The sequence below is a fragment of the Jiangella sp. DSM 45060 genome, from assembly GCF_900105175.1.
Taxonomy (GTDB): domain Bacteria; phylum Actinomycetota; class Actinomycetes; order Jiangellales; family Jiangellaceae; genus Jiangella.
This window is the reverse complement of record NZ_LT629771.1, coordinates 4974415-5000880: the sequence shown is the minus strand read 5'-3', so window position 1 is coordinate 5000880 and position 26466 is coordinate 4974415. Positions and strand designations below refer to the sequence as shown.

Genomic DNA, 26466 nt, shown 5'->3' with positions numbered 1-26466 from the left:
TGGAGGGAAGCGAGGTGACGAGAGCTACGCTCAGTGACGTGCCGTCGCTCAACGACGTCGTCCAGCGTCACACCGATCTCTCCGAGGCCGACCTCGACTGGTTGCATGCCCTCATCGCCGACTGGCAGCTGCTGGCCGACCTCTCCTTCGCCGACCTCGTCCTGTGGGTGCCCGACCGCGACGACGACGGCTACCGCGCCGTGGCCCAGATGCGCCCGACCACCGGCCCGACCGCCTACGTCGAGGACCTCGTCGGCACGTACCTGGCGAAGGGCCGCCGGCCGCTCATCGACACCGCCTACACCGAGGGCGTCATCCGCCGCGAGGGCGACCCGGAGTGGTGGGACGACGTCCCGGTGCGGGTCGAGGCGATCCCGGTGCGCCACGACGGCCGCGTCATCGCCGTCATCGGCCGGCACACCAACCTCATCGCGGTCCGCACGCCGAGCCGGCTGGAGCTGTCCTACCTCGAGTGCGGCAGCCAGCTGGCCACGCTGATCACGGAGGGCCGGTTCCCGCACTCCACCCGCACCGACATGGGCCGCCGCGGCGCGCCCCGGGTCGGCGACGGCCTGATCCGCCTCGACGCCGACGGCCAGGCGCTCTACGCCAGCCCCAACGCCGTCTCCGTCTACCGCCGCCTCGGCCTCGCCGCCGACCTCGTCGGCCACCACCTGGGCAAGGCGACGGCCACGCTGGCGCCGCCGCCGGGTGCGCGGGACGAGCCACTCGAGGACGTGCTCGGCGGGCGGCAGCACGTGCGCACCGAGATCGAGGGCAACGGCACGGTCATGACGTTGCGGATCATCCCGCTCGACCCCGGCGGTCAGCACGTCGGCGCGCTGGCGCTGTGCCGCGACGTCACCGAGGTGCGGCGGCGCGAGCGGGAGCTGCTGACCAAGGACGCGACGATCCGCGAGATCCACCACCGGGTGAAGAACAACCTGCAGACGGTCGCGGCGCTGCTGCGGCTGCAGTCGCGGCGCATCGCGTCGGCGGAGGGGCGGGCGGCGCTGGACGAGGCGGTGCGCCGGGTCGGCTCGATCGCCATCGTGCACGAGACGCTGTCGCAGACCGTCGACGACACCGTCGCCTTCGACGACGTCGCCGACCGCCTGCTCGGCATGGTCGCCGAGGTCGCCGCCACCACGTCCGACGTGCGGGCGACGCGGTCGGGGACGTTCGGGATCCTGGCCGCCGAGACAGCGACGCCGCTGGCGATGACGCTGACCGAGGTGCTGCAGAACGCCGTCGAGCACGGCCTCGGCCGGCGCGGCGGCGCGGTGCTGCTGACGGCGGAACGCTCGGACGGCCGGCTGCTCGTCACGATCGACGACGACGGAGTCGGGCTGCCGCCCGGCTTCGACGCGGCCACCGCCGGGAACCTCGGGCTGCAGATCGTCCGGACCCTGGTGGTGGGGGAGCTGGGCGGGACGCTGGACATCGGGCCGCGCTCAGGCGGCGGCACCCGGGTCGTGCTCGACCTCCCGGTCAGCGCGGAGTCGCCACACTGAGGTGCTCTGCCGGGCGGGTGCGGACATACCGACGCCCCGCCAATCCGGGGTGCTGGCGGGGCGTAGCGTTCAGGCGCGGGTGTCGGCTGGGGTGCTCCGGCTCAGTAGGCTCGTGCGCGGGCTCGGGCGTTGCGACGCTTCAGGGCACGACGCTCGTCCTCGGACAGCCCGCCCCACACGCCGGCGTCCTGGCCGCTCTCGAGGGCCCAGCTCAGGCAGGCTTCGCGCACGTCGCAGCGGCGGCAGACGGTCTTGGCCTCCTCGATCTGGAGCAGCGCGGGCCCGGTGTTCCCGATGGGGAAGAACAGCTCTGGGTCCTCGTCTCGACAGGCGGCACGGTGGCGCCAATCCATGGTTCTCACAGCTCCTTATGGTGTGGTGCCGGACGGCTCGGCCGACCAGCCACGTTGCAGTACGTGAATTCGTTCACGAATCCCTGCCCGGCCCTGTGGCTTCTTGGGGCCGAGGGGGATGACGCGAAGTCTTGCGGCGGTCTGCTGCGCGCTCGAAACGCGCGGCTAACCGCGTCGCCCTACCAGGGTGACAAGTTCGTGATGCATCTACAAGGGCTTTGTGTAATCCGTCTCATGAAGGTCGGTGTCGCGTCGGTCACAGCATCGGCTCAAAACAGCCAAGATGGGACGATAACCGGCACCTCTGGCGCTGGCAAGGGTCCTGCGGACCTGCATCTGACGGGTTCGACGCGCTCACCGGCTTCGGATCGACGGAGAGCCCGCTCAGTACGCGATGCGCAGCGCCCGCGGCACCGAGGTCAGCGTGATCTCCGTCCGCTCGCCGATGTAGTCGCCGTCGACCTGCACCGGCAGCGGTTCCGGCGCCCGCAGCACGAGCTCCTTGCGGTCGTGCAGTGACACGACGGCCCGCCCGCGCGGCCCCCTCCGGGTCGTCAGCTGGGCGAGGTGCAGCAGCGTGGGCGCCAGCCGCAGGCTGGTCAGCCCGAACACGTCGAGACCGGCGTTGAGGTCGGCGAACGGGGTGGGCCGCAGCGGCCGGGCGCCGAAATACGTCCACGGCGTGCAGTTCGTGACGATGACGACGGCCAGCCCGGCGACCGGCGCCCCGCCGTCGGCCGTCAGCTCGATGGTGCCGTGGCCGCGCTCGGGCTGGGCGAAGAACCGGCGGACGGCGGTGCGCACGTACAGCGGGACGGTGGACACGCGGCCGCGCTCGCGCTCGGCCTCGACGGCCTGGATGACGTCGGCGTCGAGCCCGAACCCGGCGGTGAAGGTGAAGAACCGGTCGTCGAGCCGGCCCAGCCCGATGCTCTGCCGCCGCCCGGCGCGCAGCGCGTCGAGCAGCAGGCCGGTTGCCTCGATGGCGTTCTCGGGGATGCCGAGGTTGCGGGCCAGCACGTTGGTGCTGCCGCCGGGGATGATCGCGATGTCGGGGACGGTCTCGCCGCCGGCCGGCGCGGGGTCGAGCAGGCCGTTGACCACCTCGTTCACGGTGCCGTCGCCGCCGACCGACACGATCAGGCCGACGCCGTCGGCGCGGGCCTTCCTGGTCAGCTCGGTGGCGTGGCCGCGGTGCGTGGTCTCGGCGACCTCGAGATCGAGGTCGTTGCTCAGCGCCGCCAGCAGCACGTCGCGGGTGCGCACGGACGTCGTCGTGGCGTTCGGGTTGAGGACGACGAGGGCGCGCATGCCTGACAGCCTACGGTTCGCGGTTCCGCCGCCGGTCAGCGGAACATGCCCTCACGCAGTTGGATCAAGGTCCGCGCCAGCAGCCGGGACACGTGCATCTGCGAGATGCCGATCTCGCCGGCGATCTGCGACTGCGTCATGCCGCGGAAGAACCGCAGCACGATGATGCGCCGCTCGCGGTCGGGCAGCCCTTGGAGCATGCGGGCCAGCGTCTCGCGGTTCTCGACGCCCTCGAGCGCTTCGTCGTCCTTGCCGATGGTCTCGATGGTGCTGGGCGCGTTCTCGCCCGGCTCGGGGGAGTCGAGCGAGATGGTGCTGTAGGCGGACGCCGTCTCCAGCGCCTCGAGCACCTCGTCCTCGGTGGTGCGGGTGGCCTGCGCCAGCTCGGCGATGGTCGGCGACCGGCCCAGCTGCTGCAGGAGGTCCGTCGTCGCCGTGCTGATCGACAGCCGCAGCTCCTGCAGCCGGCGCGGGACCCGGATGGCCCAGCCCTTGTCGCGGAACCAGCGCTTGATCTCGCCGAGGATCGTCGGAGTGGCGTAGGTGGAGAACTCGGCGCCGCGGCTGGGGTCGTAGCGGTCGATGGCCTTGATCAGGCCGATGGTGGCGACCTGGACGAGGTCTTCGTACGGCTCGCCGCGGCCGGCGAAGCGGCGGGCGAGGTGCTCGGCGAGCGGCAGGTGCAGCGTCGTCAGCCGGTTGCGGATCTCGCCGCGCGCGGGGTCGTCGGCGTCGAGGCCGGCGAGCAGTTCCAGCAGCGCCCGGCTGGTGGCGCGGTCGACGGTGCCGCGCGTGGGCTCGCTCTCGGGCTCGGTGTCGGCCGGCCCGATCGCCACGACCGGCCGCACGACGTCGACGACCGGACCGGCGGGCTCTTCCTTGGCCTCGCTGGTCAGCCTCGCCTCGGCAGCGCCCACCGCCTGACTCAACCCCGCTTCTTCCGCAGCATGATGGACACCCGGCCGTCCTCGGCCCGCGACGCGACCTCACCGGCCAGCGCCGACAGCACCGTCCAGGCGAAGCTGTCGCGGCTGGGGAGGTCGGTCTGCGCGGCCGGCACGGACACCACGACGTCGAGGATGTCGGTGTGCAGCTGGAAGCTGCAGTGCATGTTCGACCCGGGGACGGCCAGCGGGAGCAGCATGGCGCCGGCTTCGTCGACGGCGATGCGGAGGTCCTCGATCTCGTCGAGTGTGAACCCTATCCTGGCGGCCAGCCGGGCGGCGGTCGTGCGCAGCACGGTGAGGTAGGCGCTGGACGCCGGTACCTGAAGCTCCACCAGGTCACCGAACGACGAACCGGACTCGCTCACCAAACCTCCTCGTGTGTGGTCCTCCCCGGAACAGGGTGTCACACCCTGGCCGCGGACGCCCCGACGCATCCTGCCATCCGAGCCGGTCGGAGTGAACCCGGTGGGCCCGGATCGACTCGCTAGGCTCGGGGAATGTTCGCCGCCCACGCCTCGTCCCTGGACGCCGACGACCCGCTCGCGGGCCTCACCCTGGGGGAGCGGCCCGAGCCGTCGGTCCCTGACGGCTGGACGACGGTGACGGTGCGGGCGACGGCGCTCAACCACCACGACCTCTGGTCCCTGCGCGGCGTCGGCCTCGACCCCGGCCGGCTGCCGATGATCCTCGGCTGCGACGCCGCGGGCGTCACCGACGACGGCCGCGAGGTCCTCGTCCACGCCGTCGTCTCCGACCCCGACTGGCGCGACGACGAGACGCTCGACCCCAGGCGGACGCTGCTGTCCGAGCTGCACCCGGGCACGTTCGCGCAGCGGGTCGCGGTGCCGTCGCGCAACCTGCTGCCCAAGCCGTCCGCGCTGTCGTTCGAGGAGGCCGCGTGCCTGCCGACGGCGTGGCTGACGGCGTACCGCATGCTGTTCACGCAGGCGCGGGTGGTGCCGGGGCAGACGGTGCTCGTGCAGGGCGCCGGCGGCGGCGTGGCGACGGCGCTGGTGGCGCTGGGAGCGGCGGCCGGGGTGCGGGTCTGGGCGACGTCGCGGCACCCGGAGAAGGCCGCGCGGGTGCTGTCGCTGGGCGCCGACCAGGTGTTCGGCAGCGGCGAGCGGCTGCCCGAGCGCGTCGACGCCGTCATGGAGACGGTGGGCGCGGCGACGTGGCAGCACTCCGTGCGGTCGCTGCGGCCGGGCGGCACCCTGGTGGTGTCCGGCGCGACGTCCGGGTACGTCGCCGAGACCGAGCTGAACCGGGTGTTCTTCCTGCAGCTGCGGGTCGTCGGCTCCACCATGGGCACCCGCGACGAGCTGGCCCGGCTGGTGGCGTTCTGCGAGCGGACGGGCCTGCGTCCGGTGATCGACCGCGTGCTGCCGCTGGCCGACGCCCGCGACGGTTTCGCCGCCCTCGACGCCGGCGACGTCTTCGGCAAGGTCGTCTTCACCCCCTGACGCGGGTCAGGTGAGGTGGCGGAGGTAGCGGCCGGGAGCGTCGAGGAAGGCGCGCCAGTGCCGGACGAGGTCGAGGTCGGGCCACGCGACTTCGCGCAGGCCCCACTCGCCGACCTCGAGGACGGTCGCGCCGGGCAGCGACGCGACCAGCGGCGAGTGGGTCGCCACCAGCACCTGGCCGCCGGCGTCGGCGAGCTCCCTCAGCGCGCCCACGAGCGCGAGACAGCCGCTGAACGACAGCGCCGACTCCGGTTCGTCGAGGCAGTAGAACCCGGGCCGCTGGAACCGGTGCCGCAGCACGGCGAGGAACGACTCACCGTGGCTGAGCTCGTGGAAGACCGGGTCCTGGCTGCGCGGACTCGGGTTGGCCTCGAGGTAGCTGAAGAAGCCGTGCATCGTCTCGGCGCGCAGGAAGAACCCGTCCTTCGGCGCGCCCGGCCCGCGGGTCAGCCGCAGTGCGCGGGACAGCTCCGACTCGCTGACCCTGGTGGTGTGCCGGGCGCCGGTCGAGCCGCCCTCGGGGGAGAACCCGTACGCCAGCGCGACCCCCTCGACCAGGGTGGATTTGCCGCTGCCGTTCTCGCCGACCAGGACGGTGAGCGGCGCGAGGTCGAGGCCGTCGGCGACGAGTTGGCGCACCGGCGGCAGGGTCCACGGCCAGCGGCCGAGGTCGAGCGGCGGGTCGGCCAGCGGCTGGAACTCCACCCGCCGCACCGGGCGCCGGTCGAGGAGGTTCACGAGGTGGCGCGGGGGGCCCGGCGGTCCTTCACCGGCGTGCTCGGCGCCTCGACGCCCAGCCAGGGGTACCAGCCGCCGTTCAGGACGAGGTAGGAGAGTAGGCCGTAGCCGGTCTGGTCGGGGTGCAGGCCGTCGTCGGCGCGGGCTGTCTGCCAGGCGGGCTTGGCCGTCAGCGGGCCGAACGTCGGGATGTAGGGGACGCCGCGGTCGGCGCACAGCCGCGCCCATGCGGCGTCGAGGTCGCCGATGCGGGCCAGCATCGCGTCGTCGCCGACGGGCGGGGGCCCGACCACCAGGGCCGGGACGCTCACCGAGGAGAGCCCGAACTCCAGCGCCGCCACCGACCGCGCCACCGGCACGCCCCGGAACGCGTCGGCCACGCCGGGCGCCAGCACGACGCGGTGTTCGTCGCCGCGGGCGAAGCGGGGCGCGCACTCCATCGGCATGCGCACGACCACCTCCTCGGTGGCCTCGCCGCGCACGCCCAGCGGGTACGCCGTCAGCACGACCCCGGTGGACGACGGCGTGCGCGCGGCCACGCGGCCGACCCAGCCGAGCGCCTTCGGGTCACCGACGCCGGCGACGAAGGAGTCGCCGAAGACGCACACCCGGACGTCGCGGGGGTCGCTCACCCGGCGTCGCCGCCGAGGTCGTCGTCGTCCTCGTCGTCGGCCCGGGCCAGCCAGGTGGCCAGCCGCTCGACCGGGGTCTCGAACTCCGGATTCTGGTCGACGAAGTCGCGCAGCCGCTCGGCCAGCCAGCCCAGGGTGACCTGTTCGTCACCCCGGCGCTCGTCGAGTTCCTCGATGCCGCGGTCGGTGAAGTACATCAGGCGAACGCGGCGTCGTGCAGCGCCTTCTGCTGGTCGAGGTGGACGCTGTGGTTGCCCACCGCCGGCGACGTGCTGGCCGGCCGCGTGACCGGGCGCAGCGGGATGCCGCCGGGCAGCTGCGGCGCCAGGTGCAGCGCCATGAACGGCCACGGGCCCATGTTCTCGGGCTCGTCCTGGACCCAGCGGATCTCGCGCAGGTTCGGGTAGGCCGCGAGCGCCGACGCGATCTCCTGTGCGGGCAGCGGGTACAACTGCTCGACCGGGAGGATGGCGGTGTGGTCGTCGGAGCGCTTGGTGCGCTCGGCCAGCAGCTCCCAGGTGATCTTCCCGCTGCACAGCAACACGCGGTCGACCTTCGCCGCGTCCAGCGGCTCGGGGTCGGGCAGCACCGGCCGGAACGTGGTGGTGCCGGTGAAGTCGTCGGGCGCGGACACCGCACGCTTGTTGCGCAGCATCGACTTCGGCGTGAACACCACCAGCGGGCGGTGGCTGCCGCTGAGCGCCTGCGAGCGCAGCAGGTGGAAGTGCGACGCCGGCGTGGACGGCTGCGCCACCCGGAACGCGTCCTCGGCGCCCATGAGCAGGAACCGCTCCATGCGCGCGGACGAGTGGTCGGCGCCCTGGCCCTCGTAGCCGTGCGGCAGCAGCAGCACGACGCCGGAGTACTGGCCCCACTTGGCCTCACCGGCGCTGATGAACTCGTCGATGATGGTCTGCGCGCCGTTGGCGAAGTCGCCGAACTGCGCCTCCCACAGCACCAGCGCGTCGGGACGGGCCACCGAGTAGCCGTACTCGAAGCCCATGGCCGCGAACTCGGACAGCAGGGAGTCGTAGGCGTAGAACTTGGCCTGTGACTCGTCGAGGTGCTGCAGCGGGAGGAACGACTCGCCGGTCTTGCGATCGACCAGCGACGCGAACCGCTGCACGAACGTGCCGCGGCGGGAGTCCTGGCCGGCCAGCCGCACCGGGCGGCCGTCGAGCAGCAGCGCGCCGAACGCGGTGATCTCGGCGGTGGCCCAGTCGATGTTGCCCTCGGTGAGCGCCTGCGCCCGGCGTTGCACCTGCGGCAGCACCTTCGGGTGGACGGTGAAGCCGTCGGGCACCGTGAGGTAGGCGTCGGCGATGCGCTTGAGCACCTCGGGCGTGGTGGCCGTGACGACCGCGCCCTCGGGGGCCGGCTTGTCGGGGTAGGTCGGCACCGTGGTGACGGTGGTCGGCGCCGTCTGGCGGGTCTCGGCGAACACCCGCTCGAGCTGCTTCTGGTAGTCGAGCAGGACCTGCTCGGCCTCTTCGATGGTGATGTCGCCGCGGCCGATCAGCGCTTCGGTGTAGAGCTTGCGCACCGGCCGCTTCGCCTCGATGAGGTCGTACATGAGCGGCTGGGTGTAGCTGGGGTCGTCGCCCTCGTTGTGGCCGCGCCGGCGGTAGCAGACCATGTCGATGACGACGTCCTTCTTGAACGCCTGCCGGAACTCGAAGGCCAGCCGGGCCACCCGGGTGCACGCCTCGGGGTCGTCGCCGTTGACGTGGAAGATCGGCGCCTGCACCATGCGCGCGACGTCGGTGGAGTACATCGACGAGCGGGACTGGTCGGGCGACGTGGTGTAGCCGACCTGGTTGTTGACGACGACGTGGACGGTGCCGCCGGTGCGGTAGCCGCGCAGCTGCGAGAGGTTGAGCGTCTCGGCCACCACGCCCTGGCCGGCGAACGCGGCGTCGCCGTGCACCAGGATCGGCAGCACCGGGAACTCCTCGCCGCGGTCGAGGATGTCCTGCTTGGCCCGCGCGATGCCCTCGAGCACCGGGTTGACCGCCTCGAGGTGGCTCGGGTTGGCCGTCAGCGACACCTTGATCTTGGAGCCGTCGAGCGCGGTGAACTCGCCGTCGGCGCCCAGGTGGTACTTGACGTCGCCGGAGCCCTGGACGGTGCGGGGGTCGATGTTGCCCTGGAACTCGCCGAAGATCTGCGCGTAGCTCTTGCCGACGATGTTGGCCAGCACGTTCAGCCGGCCGCGGTGGGCCATGCCGATGCAGGCCTCCTGCAGCCCGGCCTCGGCGGCGGCCTCGACGACCTCGTCGAGCACCGGAATGAGCGACTCGCCGCCCTCGAGCGAGAACCGCTTCTGCCCGACGTACTTCGTCTGCAGGAAGGTCTCGAACGCCTCGGCCTGGTTGAGCTTGAGCAGGATGCGCAGCTGGTCTTCACGCGGGGTGAGGTCGACCGGCTTCTCGACCCGCTCCTGGATCCAGCGCCGCTGGTCGGGCTCCTGGATGTGCATGTACTCGATGCCGACGGTGCGGCAGTAGGCGTTGCGCAGCACGCCGAGGATGTCGCGCAGCAGCATGAACCGCTTGTTGCCGCCGAACGAGCCGGTGGCGAACTCGCGGTCGAGGTCCCACAGCGTGAGGCCGTGGGTGCTGACGTCGAGGTCGGGGTGGGTGCGCTGCTTGTACTCGAGCGGGTCGGTGTCGGCCATGAGGTGGCCGCGCACGCGGTAGGCGTGGATCAGCTCCAGCACCCGGGCCTGCTTGCTGACCTCGTCCTCGTGGCTGTGCGGGACGTCGGTGGCCCAGCGGATGGGCTCGTAGGGGATGCGCAGCGCGCGGAAGATCTCGTCGTAGAAGCCGTCCTGGCCGAGCAGCAGGCCGTGCACGATGCGCAGGAAGTCGCCGCTCTGGGCGCCCTGGATGATGCGGTGGTCGTAGGTGCTGGTGAGCGTCATGGTCTTCGAGACGCCCAGCCGGGACAGCGTCTCGGGGGCCGCGCCCTGGTACTCGGCCGGGTACTCCATGGCTCCGACGCCGATGATGGTGCCCTGGCCCTTCATCAGCCGCGGCACGGAGTGGACCGTGCCGATGGTGCCCGGGTTCGTCAGCGTGATGGTGGTGCCCTGGAAGTCGGCGACCGTCAGCTTGTTGTCGCGGGCGCGCCGGACGACGTCCTCGTAGGCGGCCCAGAACTCGGCGAAGTTGAGGTGCTCGGCGCCCTTGATGCTGGGCACCAGCAGTTGCCGGGTGCCGTCGGACTTCTTCATGTCGATGGCCAGGCCGAGGTTGACGTGCTGCGGCTTGGCCAGCGCCGGCTTGCCGTCGTTGTCGGCGAAGGCGTAGTTCATGTCGGGCATCTGGTGTAGCGCCTTGACCAGCGCGTACCCGATGATGTGCGTGAACGACACCTTGCCGCCGCGGGACCGCGCGAGGTGGTTGTTGATGACGATGCGGTTGTCGACCAGCAGCTTGGCCGGGACGGCGCGCACACTGGTGGCCGTGGGGACCTCGAGGCTGGTCTCCATGTTGGTGGCCGTGCGGGCCGGCGCGCCGCGGAGCGGGACCACCTCGGGCTGCCCGGCCGAGGTGTCCTGCGGCTGGGCCGGCGCCTTCGGCGGCTGCGCCGGGGTGGGCTTCGGCGCGGCCTTCGCGGTGGTGGTGGTCGGCTGCGCGGGGGCGGACTGCGTCGTTGCGGTCTGCGCCGGCACGGCGGCGGGCTGGGTGGTCACGGTGGTCCTCGCGGGGGACGTGGCAGTGGCGGCCGGGGCGGGTGTCGGTGTGGCGGCGGTGGCGGGGCCCGGCGGCGCGGCCGGGGCGGCATCGGCGGCCTTGCGGCCGGCGAAGAACTCCGCCCACTGGGGGTCGACACTGGAGGGGTCTTCGAGCCAGCTCTCGTAGAACTCCTCGACGAGCCACTCGTTCGGTCCGAATCCCGATTCCGGGCCGGTGGGGGCCACTGTCGCGTTCGCCTTCTTCCGTTCGAATCTGCGCGGCTGCTCTGGTACAGGGTAGTCGGGGTCACCGGCTCCGCGCATCGGCGCAATCGTGGCCTAGATCACTCAGGCCGACAAGTCGAGATCCGGTCCAGTGTCAGGGCCATCCCTGACCGGTCCCGGAGATGCCGGTCCGGGCCTTCTGCCCGGTCCCGGGCGGCCGTTACGCTGGCGGCGAACCCTGGGGGTGCCCGAGTGATCGACCAGTACGTGGCCCAGTTGCGCCGCGAGGTGCGCGGACCGCTGCTGCCCCGGCGCGGCATGCTGCGCGAGCTGCGCGACGGCCTGCTCGACGCCGCCGACGCGCACCGGGCGGCCGGCGCCTCCGACGCCGAGGCGCAACGGCTGGCCGTCGAGGAGTTCGGGCCGGTCGAGGTCGTCGCGGCCGGCGTGCGCACCGAACTGGCGGCCGTGGCCGCGCGCTACCTCGCCGGGCTGATCGTCGTCCTCGGCGCGGTGCAGTTCGCGCTGGCCACCTACACGTGGACCACGGCGGCCGCGGCGCAGGGCTGGCCCCAACCGGCGCCGTGGTACGGCGTGCTGTCGCAGGCCGTCGACGTCTCCAGCTTCGCGTTCATGGGTCTGGCCGGCCTCGCGGTGCTGGCGCTGGGCCGCGGGGCCCGGCTGCTGCCCACGCGTCGCGTGGTGCGCGTGATGGCGGTCGTGACGCTGGCCGACGTCGTCCTGCACGTGGTCAGCGGCGCACTGCTGAGCGCGTTCGCGCCGGCCAGCATGACCGAGTGGAACGGGCCGGAGCTGGTGGCGATGTCGCTGCTCTCGGTGGTGTCGACGCTGTGGATCACCTGGCTGGCGGTGAGCTGCCTGCGGCTGACCTCACGCCGGGCCGAGGATGGCGTTCATGACGCTGCTCATCTCGCTCCAGGCCTGCTGCTGCGCGGCTAGGTAGGCCTTGCCGCCGCGCGTGATCTCGTACGTGCGCCGCTTGCGACCGCCGACGGTGTCCCAGGAGCTGCGCAGGTAGCCCAGCCGCTCCAGCCGGCGCAGCGCGGGATAGAGCGTGCCCGTGGGGAGGTCGACGGCGCCCTCGCTGCGCTCGTGCAGCGCCTCGGAGACGCCGTAGCCGTGCAGCGGCCGGTCGCGGACGACGGCGAGGATCAGCGCGTCGAGGTTGCCGCGGAGGGCGTCGGCCTTCATGTCGGTAGTCTACGCATCATCATGTAGCGTGCCTACATGTAGACAGTCGCGTAGACGCGAGAGGGGCGAGAATGAGCGTGCTGGACCTGTCGCGGCTGCAGTTCGCGCTGACGGCGAGCTTCCACTTCCTGTTCGTGGTGCTCACCCTGGGATTGGCGCCGATCGTGGCGTTCTTCCAGACCCGCTGGGCCGTCACCGGCAAGGAGGTCCACGAGCGGCTGACGCGGTTCTGGGGCCAGCTCTACATCGTCAACTACGCCATGGGCATCGTCGTCGGGCTGGCCATGGAGTTCCAGTTCGGCCTGCACTGGAGCGGTCTCATGACGTTCGCCGGCGAGGTGTTCGGCGCGCCGCTGGCCACCGAGACACTGGTCGCGTTCTTCCTGGAGTCGACCTTCCTCGGTATGTGGATCTTCGGCTGGCGCCGGCTGAACCGCTGGGTGCACACGACCCTGATCTGGCTGGTCGTGCTGACGGCGTACCTGTCGGCGTTCTGGGTCATGGTCGCCAACGGGTTCCTGCAGGACCCGGTCGGCCACGTGGTCGAGGACGGCGTCGCCCGCATCGACGACTTCGGCGCGCTGCTGACCAACCCGCAGGCCGTCGGCGCGCTGTTGCACATCGTCCCGGTCTGCCTGCTGACCGGCAGCGTCGTCATGGTCGGCATCTGCTCGTGGCACTTCCTGCGCGGCACTCCCGACGTCGACTTCTTCCGCCGTTCGCTGCGGGTCGCCGTCGTCGTGGGCGCGGTGGCCGCGACGTTCGCCATCGCGTTCGGCTTCGAGCAGTTCGGCTACCTGACCGAGGGCAAGGAGCTGGCGCTGGGCGGGTCGGCCGCGGAGCGGGCGGACTTCCAGGCCGAGATGGAGGCGCTGCACGGGCCGGGCGACTGGCTGCCGCCGACGTGGATCTCGTTCGCCTGGCCGCTGATGGAGATCAGCGGGACGATGTACGGGCTGGTCTTCTACGGACTGCTGTTCTTCCTGATCAAGAACGCGTTCGACCGCACGCGGCCGGCCTGGCTGCGCCGGTTCTGGCAGCGCTTCTACGTGTGGACGGTGCCCTGGCCGTTCGTGGTGGTGGCCTGCGGCTGGCTGATCCGCGAGGTGGGCCGGCAGCCGTGGGTCGTCTACGGCGAGCTGACCACGGCCGAGGCGGTCTCCGGCCACGAGGCCGGCACCGTGCTGACCAGCCTCGTGCTGTTCGGCCTGCTGTTCGCGACGCTCGCCGCGCTGGACTGGTGGCTGATCGCCCGGCTGGCCAGGCGCGGCCCGCACGACCTCGTGTTGGGCTCCGACGGCATCGGCCGCGAGGAACCCGAGCTCGTGCTCATGGGAAGGGACTGAGATGGACGTGCTGTGGCTGGGCCTGCTCGGGCTGCTGCTCACCGGCTGGTCGGTGCTCGACGGCGCCGTCCTCGGGGTGGGTTCGTCGCTGCGCCGCATCGGGCGCGACGGGGCCCAGCGGCGGCTGCTGCTGACCGCGCTCGGGCCGTTCCTGCTCGGCGGCGAGGTGTGGCTGGTCGCGGCGTTCGGCATCCTGATCGGCGCGTTCCCCGGGCTGGAGAAGGACTTGTTGTCCGCCTACTACCCGGTGGTCGTCGGGCTGGTGGCGTCGTGGATCCTGCGCGACATCGGCATCTGGTTCCGCAGCCGTCGTCCGTCGCCGGCCTGGCAGCGCGGCTGGGAGACGGTCGTCGTCGTGGCCAGCACGACCATGCCGTTCGCCTGGGGGCTGCTGCTCGGCAACGTCGTCCAGGGGGTGCCGACGCACGGTCGGCCGGGGGTTGAGACACTGGTCGGGCCGTATTCACTGTTGTGGGGGGCCGTCGTGGTCGCCGTGTTCACGCTGCACGGCGCGGTGTTCGCCGCGCTGCGGCTGCCGCCTGAGCACCGTACGCGCACCGCCGTCACGGTGCGCCGGGCCGGCGTGGCCGCGCTGGGGCTGCTGGCCGCCATCGCCGTCGCCACCCCCGTGCTCGGCGCCGGCCTCGACCGGCGGCTGCCGGCCGCCGCGCTCGGCGTGGTCGCCGCCGGGGCCGTGTTGCTGGCGCTGCGGCTGTACGAGCGCGGGCGCGACGGCCGGGCCTATGTCTGCACCGCGGTCGCCGCGGCCGCGCCGGTGCTCGCCGCGGCCGTCGCGTCGGCGCCGCGGCTGCTCGACGGCCTCGCCACCTCCGGCACCCTCGACCTCCTGGCGGTCGTCGTCGCCCCGCTGGTCCCGGTCCTGCTCGTCGCCCAGGCGTGGATGTGGTGGACGTTCCGGCACCGCGTCGGCGTCGGATCGGCGGTGTTCTTCTGAATCGGCTCGCCCGCCGGCTGCTGGCCGGCCTGCCCGCGTTCCGCGTCGTCACCGTCGTCTTCACGATGCTGGCGGTGGCGGCCGCGGCGGCGATCCTGGTGCAGGCCGAACTGCTGGCCCGGTTGCTCGCCGACGGCGTCTTGTCCGGACCGTCCGCGGGCTCGCTGGCCGCGACGCTGGCGCTGCTGGCCGGTGTGTTCGCCGTCCGGGCCGGGCTGTCGTGGGCGCAGCAGGCGCTGGCCCAGCGGGCCGCCGCGTCGGTGAAGGCAGCGCTGCGACGCCAGGTGCTGCGGCGCACCCAGGAACTGGGTCCGGGCTGGCTGTCCGGCCAGCACACCGGCGGGCTGACGACGACGCTCGGGCGCGGCCTCGACGCGCTGGACCCGTGGTTCACCGGCTACTTCCCGCAGCTGTTCCTGGCGGCGGTCATCCCGGTCGCGGTGCTGGTGCGCATCGCCGTCGCCGACCTCGCGTCCGCCGTGATCATCCTGGTCACGCTGCCGCTGATTCCGATCTTCGGCGCGCTCGTCGGCATGTCGACGAAGCGGGCCACCGAGCGGCAGTGGCGGGCGCTGGAGCGGCTCGGCGGCCACTTCCTCGACGTCGTCGCCGGGCTGCCGACGCTGCGGGCGTTCGGCCGGGCCAAGGCGCAGGCGGCGCAGGTGCGGCGCATCGCCGACGAGCACCGCTCGGCCACCATGGGCACGCTGCGCATCGCGTTCCTGTCCGCGCTGGTGCTGGAGCTGGTGGCGACACTGTCGGTGGCGCTGGTCGCGGTGCCGATCGGGTTGCGCACGCTCAACGGCGGGCTCGGCCTCGAGACGGCGCTGCTGGTGCTGCTGCTCGCGCCCGAGGCGTACCTGCCGCTGCGGGCGCTCGGGTCGCAGTTCCACGCGAGCACCGAAGGGCTGGCGGTGGCGGAGCGCTGTTTCGCGGTGGTCGACGCCGACGACGGGCGACCGGCGCGGGCGGCCGTCGCCGGTTCGGCCGCGCCCGACGCCGCCGGCGGCATCCGGTTCGAGGGCGTCACGGTGCGCTATCCCGGCCGCGACGAGGCCGCGCTCGACGCCGTCACGCTCGTCGTCGCGCCGGGTGAGCGGGTCGCGCTGGTCGGGCCCAGCGGCGCGGGCAAGAGCACGCTGGTGAACGTGCTGCTCGGGCTGGTGCCGCCGACGTCCGGGCGGGTGCTGGCCGGTGGCGTGGACCTCGCGTCCGCCGACCCGGACGACTGGCGGCGGCAGCTGGCCTGGGTGCCGCAGCGGCCGCACCTGTTCGCCCGCACCGTCGCCGAGAACATCCGGCTCGGCCGCCCCGACGCCACCGACGACGAGGTCGTGCGGGCCGCCACGCTGGCGCACGCCGACGAGTTCGTCGCCCGGTTGCCGCGCGGCTACGAGACCCCGCTGGGCGAGCGCGGCGCCGGGCTGTCCGCCGGGCAGCGCCAGCGCGTCGCCCTGGCCCGCGCGTTCCTGCGCGACGCCCCGTTGCTGCTGCTCGACGAGCCGACCGCCGGCCTCGACGCCGGCAGCGAGGCCGTCGTCGTCGAGGCGACCGCGCGGCTGATGGCCGGCCGGACGGTGCTGGTGGTCGCGCACCGCCCCGCGATGGTGCTCGACGCCGGCCGCGTCGTGACGCTCGACCACGGCCGCATCGCCGGCCCGCCGCTGCCCGCGGGGGTGGTGCGCTGATGGTGCGGCGCATGGCGGGCCTGCTCCGCGCTCACCTTGCCCGGCTGCTGGTCGCGGTGTCCGCGTCGGTGGCGACCGAGCTGGCCGCGCTGGCGCTGATGGGCACCGCCGCCTGGCTGCTGGCGCGGGCCGCCGAGCAGCCGCCGCTGGCCGCGTTGTCGCTGGCCATCGTCGGCGTGCGCGGGTTCGCGACCGCCCGCGGTGTGTTCCGCTACGCCGAGCGGCTGGCCAGCCACGACGCCGCGCTGCGGGCGCTGGCGACGCTGCGCGGGAAGGTCTACGACGCGCTGGTGCCGCTGGCGCCGTCCGGGCTGCCCGCCTATCGCAGCTCCGACCTGCTCAGCCGCATGGTGTCCGACGTCGAGGCCGTGCAGGACCTCGTCGTGCGGGTGCTGGTGCCGGTCAGCACGGCCGTTGTGGTGGCCGGCGTCGCCATCGGCTTCTCCGCCGTCGTGCTGCCGTCCGCGGCCGTCGTGCTGGCGGCCGGGCTGGCACTGGCCGGGCTGGTGGTCCCGCTGCTCATGGTCGTGACGGCCGCCACCAGCACCGCCCGGCGGCTCGCTCCCGCTCGGGCTGAGATGAGCGCGCACCACACCGACTTGCTACAGGGCGCCGCTGATCTGGCCGTGTTCAGCGCGACGGCCGCCGCCCTGGCCGATGCTGAGGCCGCGAGCGAGCGACTGGCCCGGCTGGAGCGGCGCACCGCGCTGACGACGGCGCTCGCCGGGGCCGCCGCGATGCTGGTGCAGGGCGTCACGACCGTCGCGGTGACGGTCCTGGCGCTGGGCGCGCGCCACGACGGCGGGCTGGCCGGGGTCATGGTGCCGGTGGTCGCGCTGGTCGCGCTGATCTCGTTCGAGCCGGTGCTGCCGCTGGTGCCGGCCGTGCAGCGGCTGCTGGAGGCGCGGTCCTCGCTGCGCCGGGTGCTGGCGGTGCTGGACACCCCGGCGCCGGTGGCCGAGCCCGGCGCGGCCGCGCTGCCGGCGCCGTCCGGTCCGGTGACGATGGAGCTGCACGGCGTCTCCGTCCGCTATCCGGGTGCCGACGTCGACGCGGTCGACGGCGTGGACCTCGCGCTGACGCCGGGCCGGCGGGTCGCCGTCGTCGGGGCCAGCGGGTCCGGCAAGAGCACGCTGCTGGCCTGCCTGATGCGCTTCATCGAGCCGTCGGCGGGGACGGTGCTGCTGAACGGTCGTCCGGTGCAGCACTACGACGGCGACGACGTGCGCGCCGTCGTCACCGGCGTCACGCAGGACGCGCATCTCTTCCACACGTCGATCCGCGAGAACCTGCGCCTCGCCCGCCCTGACGCGTCCGATGACACCTTGCTGGCCGCGCTGGGGACGGCCCGGCTGCGCGACTGGGTCGAGTCGCTGCCGGGCGGGCTGGACACCCTGGTCGGCGAGTCCGGCGGGCAGGTCTCCGGCGGCCAGCGGCAGCGGCTGGCGCTGGCCCGGGCGTTGCTGTTCGACCCGCCGGTCGTGCTGCTGGACGAGCCGACCGAGGGCCTCGACCCGCGTACCGCCGACGACCTCATGACCGACCTCCTCGCCTCCACCCGCGGCCGCACGACGGTCGTCGTCACCCACCGCCTGGCCGGGCTGGACGCCGTCGACGAGATCGTGGTGATGGACGCCGGGCGGGTCGTGCAACGCGGCACCCACGCCGAGCTGGTCGCCGCCGACGGCGTCTACCAGGACCTGTGGTGGGCATCGCGGCCCGCCCTGGCGGAGTAGCGCCCTGCCGGGTGCGCTGACCGTGCCCCCCTTGCGATGAGCACCGATACGCATCACCGCGGCGGTGATGCGTATCGGTGCTCATTGCAAAGCGCCGGCTTACACCCCCGCAGCCTGCGGCGACGGGGCGATCAGATGGTGCCGAGCGCGTCGGACAGGTCGGCCCAGAGGTCGTCGATGTCCTCGATGCCGACGGAGAGCCGGAGCAGCGACTCGTCGACCGCCGGGCTCTCGGTGGGCCAGCGCCGGCGCCGCTCCAGCGACGACTCGACGCCGCCGAGGCTGGTGGAGTGCACCCACAGCCGGACCGCCGCGACCACGGCGTCGGCGCCGGCCGCGCCGCCGGCCACCTCGATCGAGCACATCGTCCCGCTGCCGGGGTAGCGCACGACGTTCACCGCGGGGTGCGCGCGCAGCCGCGACGCCAGCTCCGTCGCGTTGCCCTGGGCCCGCTCCAGCCGCACCGACAGCGTCCGCAGCCCGCGCACGGCGAGGTAGGCCTCCATCGGGCCCGGGATCGCGCCGTGCAGGCGGCGGTGCGCGTCGAGGCGGTCGTACAGGTCGTCGTCGGCCGTGACGATCGCGCCGAGCACGACGTCGGAGTGGCCGGCCAGCAGCTTGGTGACGCTGTGCACGACGATGTCGGCGCCCAGCTCCAGCGGCCGTTGCAGCAGCGGCGTCGCGAACGTGTTGTCGACGACGGTGAGCGCGCCGGCCGCGCGGGCCGCCGTGGCCGCCGCGGCGATGTCGGCGACGTCGAGGTTCGGGTTGGTCGGCGACTCCAGCCACACCATCGCCGCGCCCTTCGCCGCCGCGGCGATGCCGTCGGCGTCGGTGACCGCCACCTGCCGCAGCGTCAGCCGTCCCTGCGTGGCCCGCTCGCGCAGGAGGTCCAGCACGCCGAGGTACGCGCAGTCGGGCGCGACGACGACGGCGCCCTCCGGCAGCAGCGACATGACGGCGTCGGAGGCGGCCAGGCCGGACGCGTACGTCAGCGCGCGGCCGCCCTCGAGGTCGCCGAGGGCCGACTCCAGCGCCGTCCACGCCGGGTTGCCGTAACGGCCGTAGCCGACGTCACCGCCGGCGTGGTACGTCGAGGCGAACGTGACCGGCTCGTTCAGCGCGGCGTCGGCCGTGCGGGCGGGACGGCCGGTGGTGACGACGCGCGTGGCGGGGGAGTGCGACATGCCGTCAGTATGGGTCACGCCGCCGTGGGCCCGAGCGTCAGCGTCACCGTCGCCGTGCGCTCCTCGCCCGGTGCGACGGCGACCTGGGTTCCCGTCGTCGACCGCACGCCCGCCACCCCGGCGTCGGGCCAGCTGGTCGCGGGCTCCAGGGCGAGCACGTACGCGTCCGAGTACCACGGGAAGCCGGCCCGCCCACCCGCCTCCAGCCAGTACCACGCGTGCGGCATCAGCGAGGTGTCCCAGGTGAGGTCGGCCCGCAGCCCCAGTTCGTCGTTGACGATGCCGGCCCGGCCCTCGGCGAAGCCGTCCAGGAACGCCAGCCGGCTGACCCCGGACCCCGGCGCCGGGACGCGGTCGAGGCCGTCACCGGGCCACGCGGCGGGCGTCGTGGGGTCCAGCCAGACCGTCCGCGCGGCCGTCTCGACCCGCGTCGCCGGGCCGACCAGCGGCGCACCGAACGCCGGGTGGTGGCTCCACATCACCTCGACCGGCTCGGCGCCGTCGTTGCGCACCGTCTCCGTCACCGTGACCGCGGGGCCGTCGACCTCGACGCGCTTGACGATGGAGAACGGGCTGCGGACGAGGTCGGTGCGCAGCTCGACGGCGGCCGGGCCGGTCGCCGTCCAGTCGTAGGAGGCCAGCCACGCCTCGCCGTGCATGCCCCACTCGACGCCGTGCTCCTGGCTCGGCGCGCCCGCGTTCGGGAACACCGTCTGCCAGCCGCCCGGGTAGGCCTGCATGAGCAGCGCCTCGCTGCTGCCGGCGGTGACGTGTTCGCCACGCGGCCGCAGCCCCCACCGCGTCCGCCACATGACGTCGACGCCGAGCGGGCGCCAGCGCACCGACGTCACGTCGCCGCCCTTGCCCGGCACGACGTCGACGCCGAGCACGTCGGAGGTGAGGTGGACGATCTCCCAGCCGCGGTACGTGGACACGCTCGGTTCGCTCACGACGTTCACCCTAGGGCTCCGGATGCCGGGCGTCGTAGCGGAGGAAGCGGCGCTGCGTCACCGCCAGCGCGCTGACGATCGCGATGCAGGCGATCCCGCCGATCACCGCCGCCCACGCCTCGCCACTGAGCTCGGCCAGCGAGCCGAGCACGAGGTCGCCCAGTCGCGGCCCGCCCGCCACCACGACGATGAACACGCCCTGCAGCCGCCCGCGCAGCTCGTCCGGTGTGGCCGCCTGCAGGATCGTCATCCGGAACACCGCGCTGACGGTGTCGGCGGCGCCGGCCAGCACCATGCAGAACGCCGCCGGCCACAGCGCCCAGTGCACGACGCCGTCCTCCGGCCCGGTGACGACGAGCAGCACCAGGCCGAACGCGATGACCGCCAACGCCCACGCGATGATCGCGACCACGACGGCGAGGCCCTGCCGGCGCACGTGCCCCAGCGGCCCGGAGAACAACCCCGCCAGGAACGCGCCGACCGCCATCCCCGCCACCAGGATGCCCACCGTCGTCGGCCCGCCGCCCAGCACCGCGGCAGCGACCGCCGGGAACAGCACCCGCGGCATCGCCAGCACCATCGCGCACAGGTCCACCAGGAACGTCATGCGCACGTTCGGCCGGGTCCGCAGGTACGACAGGCCCTCCAGCACCGACCGCAGCCCGGCCCGGCGCACCGTCCCCTGCGGTGGCATCGGCGGCAGCGCCAGCAGCGTCGTCAGCGCGAACGTCAGCAGCACCGCCTCGATGCTGTACGTCCAGCCGTAGCCGACCGAGTCGATCAGCACCCCCGCCAGCAGCGGCCCGATCGTCAGGCCGAAGCTCATCGACATGCTGCCCAGCGCGTTCGCCGCCGGCAGCAGCGGGCCGGGCAGCAGCCGCGGGATGATCGCCGTCCGCGCGGGCGAGTTCACCGCGAAGAACCCGTTCTGCACCGCCACGAGCGCGTACAGCAGCCACACGTTGCCGAGGTCCAGCCACGCCTGCACCGCGAACCCGGCCGCCACCGCCAGCAGGCCGGACGAGCTCACGACCACCACCCGCCGCCGGTCGTACGCGTCGACGATCGCCCCGCCGTACAGGCCCAGCGCCACCAGCGGCGCCAGCGCGAACAGCCCGACCAGCCCCACCCGGAACGTCGACCCCGTCAGGTCGTACACCTGCAACCCGACGGCGACGGTGGTCAGGTGGGTGCCGATGCCGGACAGCGAGATGCCGATCCAGAGCCGGCGATACGGAACGCTGACCTTGAGCGGCGTAAGGTCCAACAGCAGCCGGCGCACCTGGCCATCCTTCCAGCGCGTCCACTCCGGCTTGACGTCAGGGCTGGCGAGAGCGGACGTGGTGGAGTGCGACGGCCGGCTGGAGATCGTTCCCACCCCGACGCCGATGCGCCTGGTCGACGAAGGCGACGGGCCGGTGGCCGTCGCCGATGTCGACATGCCGGAACTCACCACTGAGATGGTCCGCGACGTGTTGGAGCAGACACGCAGATGATCGCGGTCGACTCCAGCATCGTCATCGCCGGCTTCGCGAGCTGGCACGAACACCACGCGGAGAGCGTGAAGGTACTCGCACGCCGTCCGAGGCTGGTGGCCCATGCCGCCATCGAGTCCTATTCGGTGCTGACCCGATTGCCGCCGCCACATCGCGCCCTGCCGGGTCTGGTGCACGATTTCCTCGCCGACCGCTTCACCGAGCCGTACCTGGGGCTGACGGAGCGCGGGTACCGCGCGCTGCTGGCCACCGCCGCGAACGGCCTGATCCTCGGCGGGCGGACCTACGATGCGCTCATCGCCTTCACCGCTGCCGAGCATGACGTCACCCTGCTGAGCCTCGACCGGCGGGCCGTCACGACCTACGAGACGGTCGGTGCCCGCACCGAACTGCTGGCTTCCTGAGTCAGGGCGGGTCGAGGTCGGTGCTGCGCGACAGCGGCTCCCAGACGTCGAACTCCGCCCGCAGCCGGTCCAGGTTGTCGCGCACCGCGTCGGCGGCGTCGTTGCCCAGCGGCAGCCGCAGCGGCGGATCGTCGGCGTCGAGAGCGGCGCGGATGGCGGCGGCCGCCTTGGCGGGGTCGCCCGGCTGGGTTCCGTCGAAGCCGGCCTGCATCGCCCGAATCGGTCCGACCACGGCGTCGTAGGCGGGCAGGGACGTGGTCATCCGCATCGACGTGCCGTGCAGGCCGGTTCGGAACGCGCCCGGCTCGACGATCAGCACGCGGATCCCGAACGAAGCGACCTCCTCCGCCAGCGCCTCTGAGTAGCCCTCCAGTGCGAACTTCGTCGCCGAGTACGCGGACACCGCGGCGAACGACAGCCGTCCGCCCATGCTGCTGATCTGTACGACGGCGCCGGAGCCCTGCGCTCGCATGCCGGGCAGGACGGCCCGGGTCAGTGCCGCAGGGCCGAAGAAGTGGACGTCCATCAGGTCGCGCAGCTCGGCGTCGGTGGTCTCCTCGGCGGCGCCGATGAGGGCGCGGCCGGCGCTGTTCACGAGGACGTCGACGCGCCCGAAGGCGTCCGTGGCCGCGTCGACGGCGGTGCGGACGCGGGCGGTGTCGGTGACGTCCAGCTCGACGGCGGCGACGCGGCGTGGGTGCCGCTCGACGAGGTCGTCCAGGGCGCCGGCCTTGCGGGCGGTCGCGACGACGGCCTCACCGGCGTCGAGGGCCGCCTGCGCGACGGCCCGGCCGAGACCGGACGACGCGCCGGTGATCAGCCAGACCCGGGCGGGTGCTGGGGTGTCGGTGTTCACCCCGCCGACGCTACGTGGCGCCGTTCGCGGGCGGATGTACGTTCTTGCGGGCATACGCGCCCGGCGGGACGCCGACGAACCGTTGAAGTGCCGGGTGAAGTGGCTGAGGTCGTAGAACCCCGCCTCGTGGCCGGCGTCGATCACCGGGCGCCCGGCCAGCAGCAGCCGTTTGGCGTGCTCGACGCGCAGCTGCAGCTGGTAGGCGTGCGGCGGCATGCCGACGTCCGCGGTGAACAGGCGGGTCAGGTGGTACGGGCTCAACCCGCTGACGCGGGCGAGCTCGGCCAGCGTGACCGCGGCGGCGTGGTGCTCGTGCAGGAAGTCGCGGGCCCGGCGGACGGCGGTGCGGGCGGGTGGGGGAGGGCGGCCGGCGGGGAGCCGGGCGTGCCGGCGCAGCAGGCCGGTGACGAACCCGAGCAGCCGGACGTCCTGGTCCAGCACCGTGGCCGGCCCGCCGGACAGCGCGGTGTGCGCGCGGGTGAACCGGGCGACGGTGTGGGCGTCGGCGATGGTGAGGTCGCGGAAGAAGGGCAGCCCGCCGGGTCGTCCGGTGAGGTCGGCGGCTGCCGCGACGAGCGTGCCGGGCGTCAGGTAGAGGACGAGGTGTTCGGACTCGCGCTCGCGATGGTCGGGGTCGATCGGGGTGTGCGTCTCGCCCGGCATGACGACCGTCAGGCTGCCGGCCGGCACGACGTGGTAGGCGCCGCGGTAGCGGATGCCTCCGGGCAGGTCGAGGTTGAGGTTGAGCTGATAGCCGTCGTGCGTGTGCCGGGGGATGGTCACCGGCGGTCCGGGTGGGTAGCGGTACCACTCGAGGAGGACGTCGCGGCGGAGCAGGCCGGCAGCGTCGGCACGCGGCGTGGGCGAGGTCACATCGTCCAGCCTAGGAGGGCCGCGGTCGTCACCGAGCGTGACGCCGGCGGCCGCGTCACGATTCCGTAACGCCGAGTGGCCCCGAACCCCGCACGAGGCGGGGCCGGGGCCACTCGGGTTCAGCTGGTGCTAGCTACCTGATGATCAGGCGGTGGTGTTGCGGCGGGCGCGAACGGCCACCGCGGCGCCGCCGGCCAGCAGCAGCGCGATGCCGCCGACGACCATCCAGGTGGTGCCGGACGAGCCGGTGTCGGGGAGGTCCTCGTCACCGTCGTCGCCGTTGCCGCTGTCGTCACCGCCGCCACCGTTGGACACGGTGAAGGAGGCCACGGCCTCGGAGCTGGACAGCTCGGGGTCGCCGCCCTCGAGGCTCGCCTGAGCGGTGATCGTGTAGTCACCCTCCGGCAGGTCCTCGGCCGGGTCGAACGTCCAGTTGCCGGCGTCGTCGATGTTGAACTCGCCGGCCCACTCCTCGACGTCGTCCTCGCCCTCGGCGCGCAGGCCCAGGCGCGGCTGCGCGTCGTCGCCAGCGGCGTCGGCGGCAGCCTGCTCGAGCAGCAGGCCGATGTCGGCACCGGCGAACGAGGTGCCCTCGAAGTTCACGTCACCGGCGACGGTCGAGCCGTCCTCCGGAGCCGTGACGGTGACGGCGGCGGCCTCGATGCCGAGACCGGCGACCGTGACCTCCTGGGTGTCGTCCTCGAAGGACTGCGTCACAACGGCGTCGAAGCGCACGCCGACCGGCAGGTCGCTCTCCGGGGCGATGGCCCAGGAGCCGTCCTCGCCGACCTCGGCGGAGCCGTAGTCGGCGTCGCCGACCGACAGCGTGACCGTGGCGCCCGGCTGGCCGGTGCCGGAGAACTCCGGACGGGCGTTGCCGGTGGTCTGGCCCTCGGTCGGGGAGTCGACCGCGAGGTCCTCGACCTGCTTCTCGACGACCTCGAAGCTGCCCGTCGCCTCGCCACCGGTGGTGACGTCGGACGCGCCGTTCGCGGTGTGCGAAGCGGTGGCGGTGTAGTTGTACGTGCCGGGCTCGAGGGTCTCGTCGACCTCGGCGCTCCAGGCGCCGTCGGCGCCGACGGTGCCCTCGACGGTCGGGCCGCCCTCGATCGCCACGGAGACCGTGGCGCCCTCAGCAGCGGCGACCGTGCCCGAGATGGTCGGGGTCTGGCCCGTGGTGGCGCCGTCCTCCGGCGAGGTGACGGCCGGCGTGCCGACGTGGATCGACAGGCTGTAGTCGTCGCCGAACAGGGTCTCGGCGTTGGCCGAGCCGCTGGTGACGGCGAAGCCACCGCCGATGTCGCCGTCGGAGAACCCGCCCTCCTGGTACTCCGTCGCCGGGTTCCAGTTGCTGGAGTCGCAGGTGGCCGTGGTGGCCGCGGTGGAGAACGAGTCGACGCCCAGGGCGTAGTTGCCCGAGACGATCGCGCCACCGCTGTCACCCGACAGCATGCAGGCGGTGAAGATGAACGCCGTGACGGTCTCTTCGGTGCTCAGCTGGACGGTGTCCTCGGCGAACAGCACCTCGCCGCAGGTCCAGCCCGACGTGGCGCCGGACTTGCAGGCCGGCTGGCCCACGATGGCGTCGGTGGAGTCGAAGACGTTCACCGACTCGCCGTCGTCGGGAGCACCCGTGCCGCCGCCCCAGGTCGCGACCTGCGGGACCGGCGTCCAGTTCGGCGCGGTGATGTTGAGCAGACCGCCGTCGTTGCCGTCCTCGCCGGCGCCGAAGTGCATCGGGCCGTTCTCACCCAGCGGGTGGTCGAGGAACTCGCCGGTGGTCCACGAGTCGCTGTCGAACAGCGGGCCGTCGAGCGGCAGGTGGTACATCGGGTGGCCCTCGTCGAACTCGTAGCCGCAGTGGCCCGCGGTGAAGTTGACGGGGTTGCCGCCCGAGGTGCCGTTCAGGCCGGCCGAGCAGCGGTACAGCGAGCTCGGCGCCTCGGGGTCGTCGACGGTGGCGTAGCCGTAGCCGCCCTTGAAGTCGTCCTGCGGGTGGAGCTCCTGCTCCTCGAGCCCGTCGGACTTCTCCGGGACACCGATCTTGACGGTGGCGCCGACCGCCTCAGCGGCGGCGACGTCGGCCTCGGCCTCGACGTAGATGGTGACGTCCTGGCCGCTGATGGCGGAAGCGTTGATGTTCACGCCGGCGGCCTCGAGCTCCGCAACGACGTCAGCGGCGACCTTGGCGGCCGCCGCGTTGGCGAGGTACTCCTCGGCGGAGATGCCGAGGTCGCGCTGGATGGCCTCGACGAGGCCGGTCGGGAGCTCATCGGCCTGGGGGGCGAACGCCTCCGCGGCGAACGTCTGCAGGGTCCCGGTGACGGTCTCTTCCTCGGCCGAAGCGGCCGTGGTGGAGACGACGACGCCCGTGCTCACGAGAGCGCAGACGCCCAGCACACCGGAGACCCGTGCGACGCCACGACGGCGCAGCAGGGCTGTGCTCACAGTTACTCCAAAATGAAATGTCATTGACATGGAATGGACCGGTGCTCCGCCGGCGGGGTGGAACTGCCGACGGCACCCCGGAGCCTGTGTCACCCTACAGCACCGTTCCGACGCATATTCAAGTACTCGGCACCTATCAGGGCGAATGTCCGACATCACGCTGTGTGACGAGAAATTTGAATGCTCAAGTGGTGATTGGCGCAATTCGGGCACAACCACTGCGTTGACAGCCGGTGTCACCGGAAGATGCGCAGGTCGGCTCGCGTGTCGCGGGCGTGGCGGCGGGCTGCCGACCGGTGGGCGCGGTCGGGTGGCGTGGGTGCGGGCCACGGACATTCCGGTCCCGGCGGCGGATGCTCGCGCGGGCGGGCGCCGGGATCGTATGGCGCGCGTATGGCGGCGGTTCTTTACGGGTGGTGCCGATGTGGTCCGTGGGACTGATGTGACGTTGGT

Annotated in this window: 23 protein-coding genes and 1 pseudogene; 9 read left to right on the top strand and 15 right to left on the bottom strand. The window is 73.0% G+C overall.

Features of this window, described 5'->3' with window-relative positions; genetic code table 11:
- Positions 1 to 38 precede the first annotated feature (38 nt).
- On the top strand, positions 39 to 1514 hold the full coding sequence (locus BLU82_RS22190) for a sensor histidine kinase (RefSeq protein ID WP_197682393.1): 1476 nt from the start codon (positions 39 to 41) through the stop codon (positions 1512 to 1514).
- Positions 1515 to 1615: 101 nt separating this feature from the next.
- Here the strand turns inward: BLU82_RS22190 and BLU82_RS22185 are convergent, their stop codons facing one another.
- From BLU82_RS22185 to BLU82_RS22170, 4 genes are all read right to left on the bottom strand, one after another.
- The gene (locus BLU82_RS22185) at positions 1616 to 1867 is read right to left on the bottom strand and encodes a WhiB family transcriptional regulator (RefSeq protein ID WP_053203257.1); all 252 of its coding nucleotides are present in this window, start codon (positions 1865 to 1867) and stop codon (positions 1616 to 1618) included.
- A 384-nt stretch (positions 1868 to 2251) separates the two neighbouring features.
- Positions 2252 to 3178 (bottom strand): diacylglycerol kinase family protein, encoded by a 927-nt coding sequence (locus tag BLU82_RS22180; protein ID WP_092623224.1) that lies wholly within the window; start codon positions 3176 to 3178, stop codon positions 2252 to 2254.
- A gap of 35 nt (positions 3179 to 3213) precedes the next feature.
- Entirely contained in the window at positions 3214 to 4107 is an 894-nt protein-coding gene (locus tag BLU82_RS22175; protein ID WP_092623223.1) for an RNA polymerase sigma factor SigF, read from the bottom strand.
- On the bottom strand, positions 4104 to 4532 hold the full coding sequence (locus BLU82_RS22170) for a hypothetical protein (protein ID WP_370246330.1): 429 nt from the start codon (positions 4530 to 4532) through the stop codon (positions 4104 to 4106). Before BLU82_RS22170 ends, BLU82_RS22175 begins: the two co-directional genes overlap by 4 nt.
- Positions 4533 to 4622: 90 nt before the next feature.
- Between BLU82_RS22170 and BLU82_RS22165 the strand changes: the two genes are divergently transcribed.
- Complete coding sequence (locus tag BLU82_RS22165; protein WP_092623222.1) at positions 4623 to 5588, top strand: zinc-binding dehydrogenase; 966 nt, start codon at positions 4623 to 4625, stop codon at positions 5586 to 5588.
- 6 nt (positions 5589 to 5594) lie between these two features.
- On the opposite strand, the gene BLU82_RS22160 is transcribed toward BLU82_RS22165, so the two are convergent.
- From BLU82_RS22160 to BLU82_RS22145, 4 genes are read right to left on the bottom strand one after another with little or no spacing between them, the layout of a single operon-like run.
- Positions 5595 to 6326, bottom strand: a complete 732-nt coding sequence (locus BLU82_RS22160) for an AAA family ATPase (protein WP_231947553.1) — start codon at positions 6324 to 6326, stop codon at positions 5595 to 5597.
- Positions 6323 to 6958 carry a GDSL-type esterase/lipase family protein gene (locus BLU82_RS22155; protein ID WP_092623221.1) on the bottom strand — a complete coding sequence of 212 codons (636 nt, stop codon included), beginning with the start codon at positions 6956 to 6958 and terminating at the stop codon, positions 6323 to 6325. The genes BLU82_RS22160 and BLU82_RS22155 overlap by 4 nt, the downstream gene beginning before the upstream one ends.
- The gene (locus tag BLU82_RS22150) at positions 6955 to 7155 is read right to left on the bottom strand and encodes a DUF6104 family protein (protein ID WP_092623220.1); all 201 of its coding nucleotides are present in this window, start codon (positions 7153 to 7155) and stop codon (positions 6955 to 6957) included. The genes BLU82_RS22155 and BLU82_RS22150 overlap by 4 nt, the downstream gene beginning before the upstream one ends.
- Positions 7155 to 10961 carry a multifunctional oxoglutarate decarboxylase/oxoglutarate dehydrogenase thiamine pyrophosphate-binding subunit/dihydrolipoyllysine-residue succinyltransferase subunit gene (locus tag BLU82_RS22145; RefSeq protein ID WP_092623219.1) on the bottom strand — a complete coding sequence of 1269 codons (3807 nt, stop codon included), beginning with the start codon at positions 10959 to 10961 and terminating at the stop codon, positions 7155 to 7157. The genes BLU82_RS22150 and BLU82_RS22145 overlap by 1 nt, the downstream gene beginning before the upstream one ends.
- A gap of 153 nt (positions 10962 to 11114) precedes the next feature.
- Here BLU82_RS22145 and BLU82_RS22140 point away from each other — a divergent pair, with 153 nt between their 5' ends.
- The gene (locus BLU82_RS22140) at positions 11115 to 11822 is read left to right on the top strand and encodes a permease prefix domain 1-containing protein (protein ID WP_092623218.1); all 708 of its coding nucleotides are present in this window, start codon (positions 11115 to 11117) and stop codon (positions 11820 to 11822) included.
- Here BLU82_RS22140 and BLU82_RS22135 read toward each other — a convergent pair.
- Positions 11754 to 12074, bottom strand: coding sequence for a PadR family transcriptional regulator (locus tag BLU82_RS22135; protein WP_092623217.1), 321 nt, complete (start codon positions 12072 to 12074; stop codon positions 11754 to 11756). The genes BLU82_RS22140 and BLU82_RS22135 overlap by 69 nt on opposite strands.
- 71 nt (positions 12075 to 12145) lie before the next feature.
- On the opposite strand from BLU82_RS22135, the gene BLU82_RS22130 reads away from it, so the two are divergent.
- From BLU82_RS22130 to cydC, 4 genes are all read left to right on the top strand, one after another.
- Positions 12146 to 13420, top strand: a complete 1275-nt coding sequence (locus tag BLU82_RS22130; protein ID WP_092623216.1) for a cytochrome ubiquinol oxidase subunit I — start codon at positions 12146 to 12148, stop codon at positions 13418 to 13420.
- A gap of 1 nt (position 13421) precedes the next feature.
- Positions 13422 to 14375 (top strand): cytochrome d ubiquinol oxidase subunit II, encoded by a 954-nt coding sequence (locus BLU82_RS22125; protein WP_092623215.1) that lies wholly within the window; start codon positions 13422 to 13424, stop codon positions 14373 to 14375.
- A 65-nt stretch (positions 14376 to 14440) separates the two neighbouring features.
- The gene (gene cydD, locus BLU82_RS22120; protein ID WP_370246329.1) at positions 14441 to 16063 is read left to right on the top strand and encodes a thiol reductant ABC exporter subunit CydD; all 1623 of its coding nucleotides are present in this window, start codon (positions 14441 to 14443) and stop codon (positions 16061 to 16063) included.
- An 11-nt stretch (positions 16064 to 16074) separates the two neighbouring features.
- A complete protein-coding gene (gene cydC / locus BLU82_RS22115) occupies positions 16075 to 17799 on the top strand; it encodes a thiol reductant ABC exporter subunit CydC (RefSeq protein ID WP_092626135.1) in 1725 nt (574 codons plus the stop codon).
- Positions 17800 to 17930: 131 nt separating this feature from the next.
- On the opposite strand, the gene BLU82_RS22110 is transcribed toward cydC, so the two are convergent.
- Genes BLU82_RS22110 through BLU82_RS22100 form a run of 3 tightly spaced genes read right to left on the bottom strand, consistent with a single transcriptional unit; the run spans position 17931 to position 21218 of the window.
- Entirely contained in the window at positions 17931 to 18986 is a 1056-nt protein-coding gene (locus BLU82_RS22110) for a PLP-dependent aspartate aminotransferase family protein (protein WP_092623213.1), read from the bottom strand.
- Between the two features lie 14 nt (positions 18987 to 19000).
- Entirely contained in the window at positions 19001 to 19936 is a 936-nt protein-coding gene (locus tag BLU82_RS22105) for an aldose 1-epimerase (RefSeq protein WP_157741187.1), read from the bottom strand.
- A gap of 10 nt (positions 19937 to 19946) precedes the next feature.
- Positions 19947 to 21218 carry an MFS transporter gene (locus BLU82_RS22100; RefSeq protein WP_092623211.1) on the bottom strand — a complete coding sequence of 424 codons (1272 nt, stop codon included), beginning with the start codon at positions 21216 to 21218 and terminating at the stop codon, positions 19947 to 19949.
- 58 nt (positions 21219 to 21276) lie between these two features.
- On the opposite strand from BLU82_RS22100, the gene BLU82_RS34335 reads away from it, so the two are divergent.
- Both BLU82_RS34335 and BLU82_RS22095 read left to right on the top strand, forming a co-directional pair.
- Entirely contained in the window at positions 21277 to 21432 is a 156-nt protein-coding gene (locus BLU82_RS34335; protein WP_157741186.1) for a hypothetical protein, read from the top strand.
- Positions 21429 to 21836 carry a type II toxin-antitoxin system VapC family toxin gene (locus tag BLU82_RS22095; RefSeq protein WP_092623210.1) on the top strand — a complete coding sequence of 136 codons (408 nt, stop codon included), beginning with the start codon at positions 21429 to 21431 and terminating at the stop codon, positions 21834 to 21836. Before BLU82_RS34335 ends, BLU82_RS22095 begins: the two co-directional genes overlap by 4 nt.
- A gap of 1 nt (position 21837) precedes the next feature.
- Here the strand turns inward: BLU82_RS22095 and BLU82_RS36415 are convergent, their stop codons facing one another.
- From BLU82_RS36415 to BLU82_RS22085, 3 genes and pseudogenes are all read right to left on the bottom strand, one after another.
- Positions 21838 to 22692 carry an oxidoreductase gene (locus tag BLU82_RS36415; RefSeq protein WP_370246328.1) on the bottom strand — a complete coding sequence of 285 codons (855 nt, stop codon included), beginning with the start codon at positions 22690 to 22692 and terminating at the stop codon, positions 21838 to 21840.
- Between the two features lie 93 nt (positions 22693 to 22785).
- A pseudogene (locus tag BLU82_RS36410) lies at positions 22786 to 23475 on the bottom strand (AraC family transcriptional regulator); the annotation flags it as partial.
- A gap of 234 nt (positions 23476 to 23709) precedes the next feature.
- Entirely contained in the window at positions 23710 to 26013 is a 2304-nt protein-coding gene (locus BLU82_RS22085) for an Ig-like domain-containing protein (RefSeq protein WP_157741185.1), read from the bottom strand.
- Between the last annotated feature and the right edge of the window lie 453 nt (positions 26014 to 26466).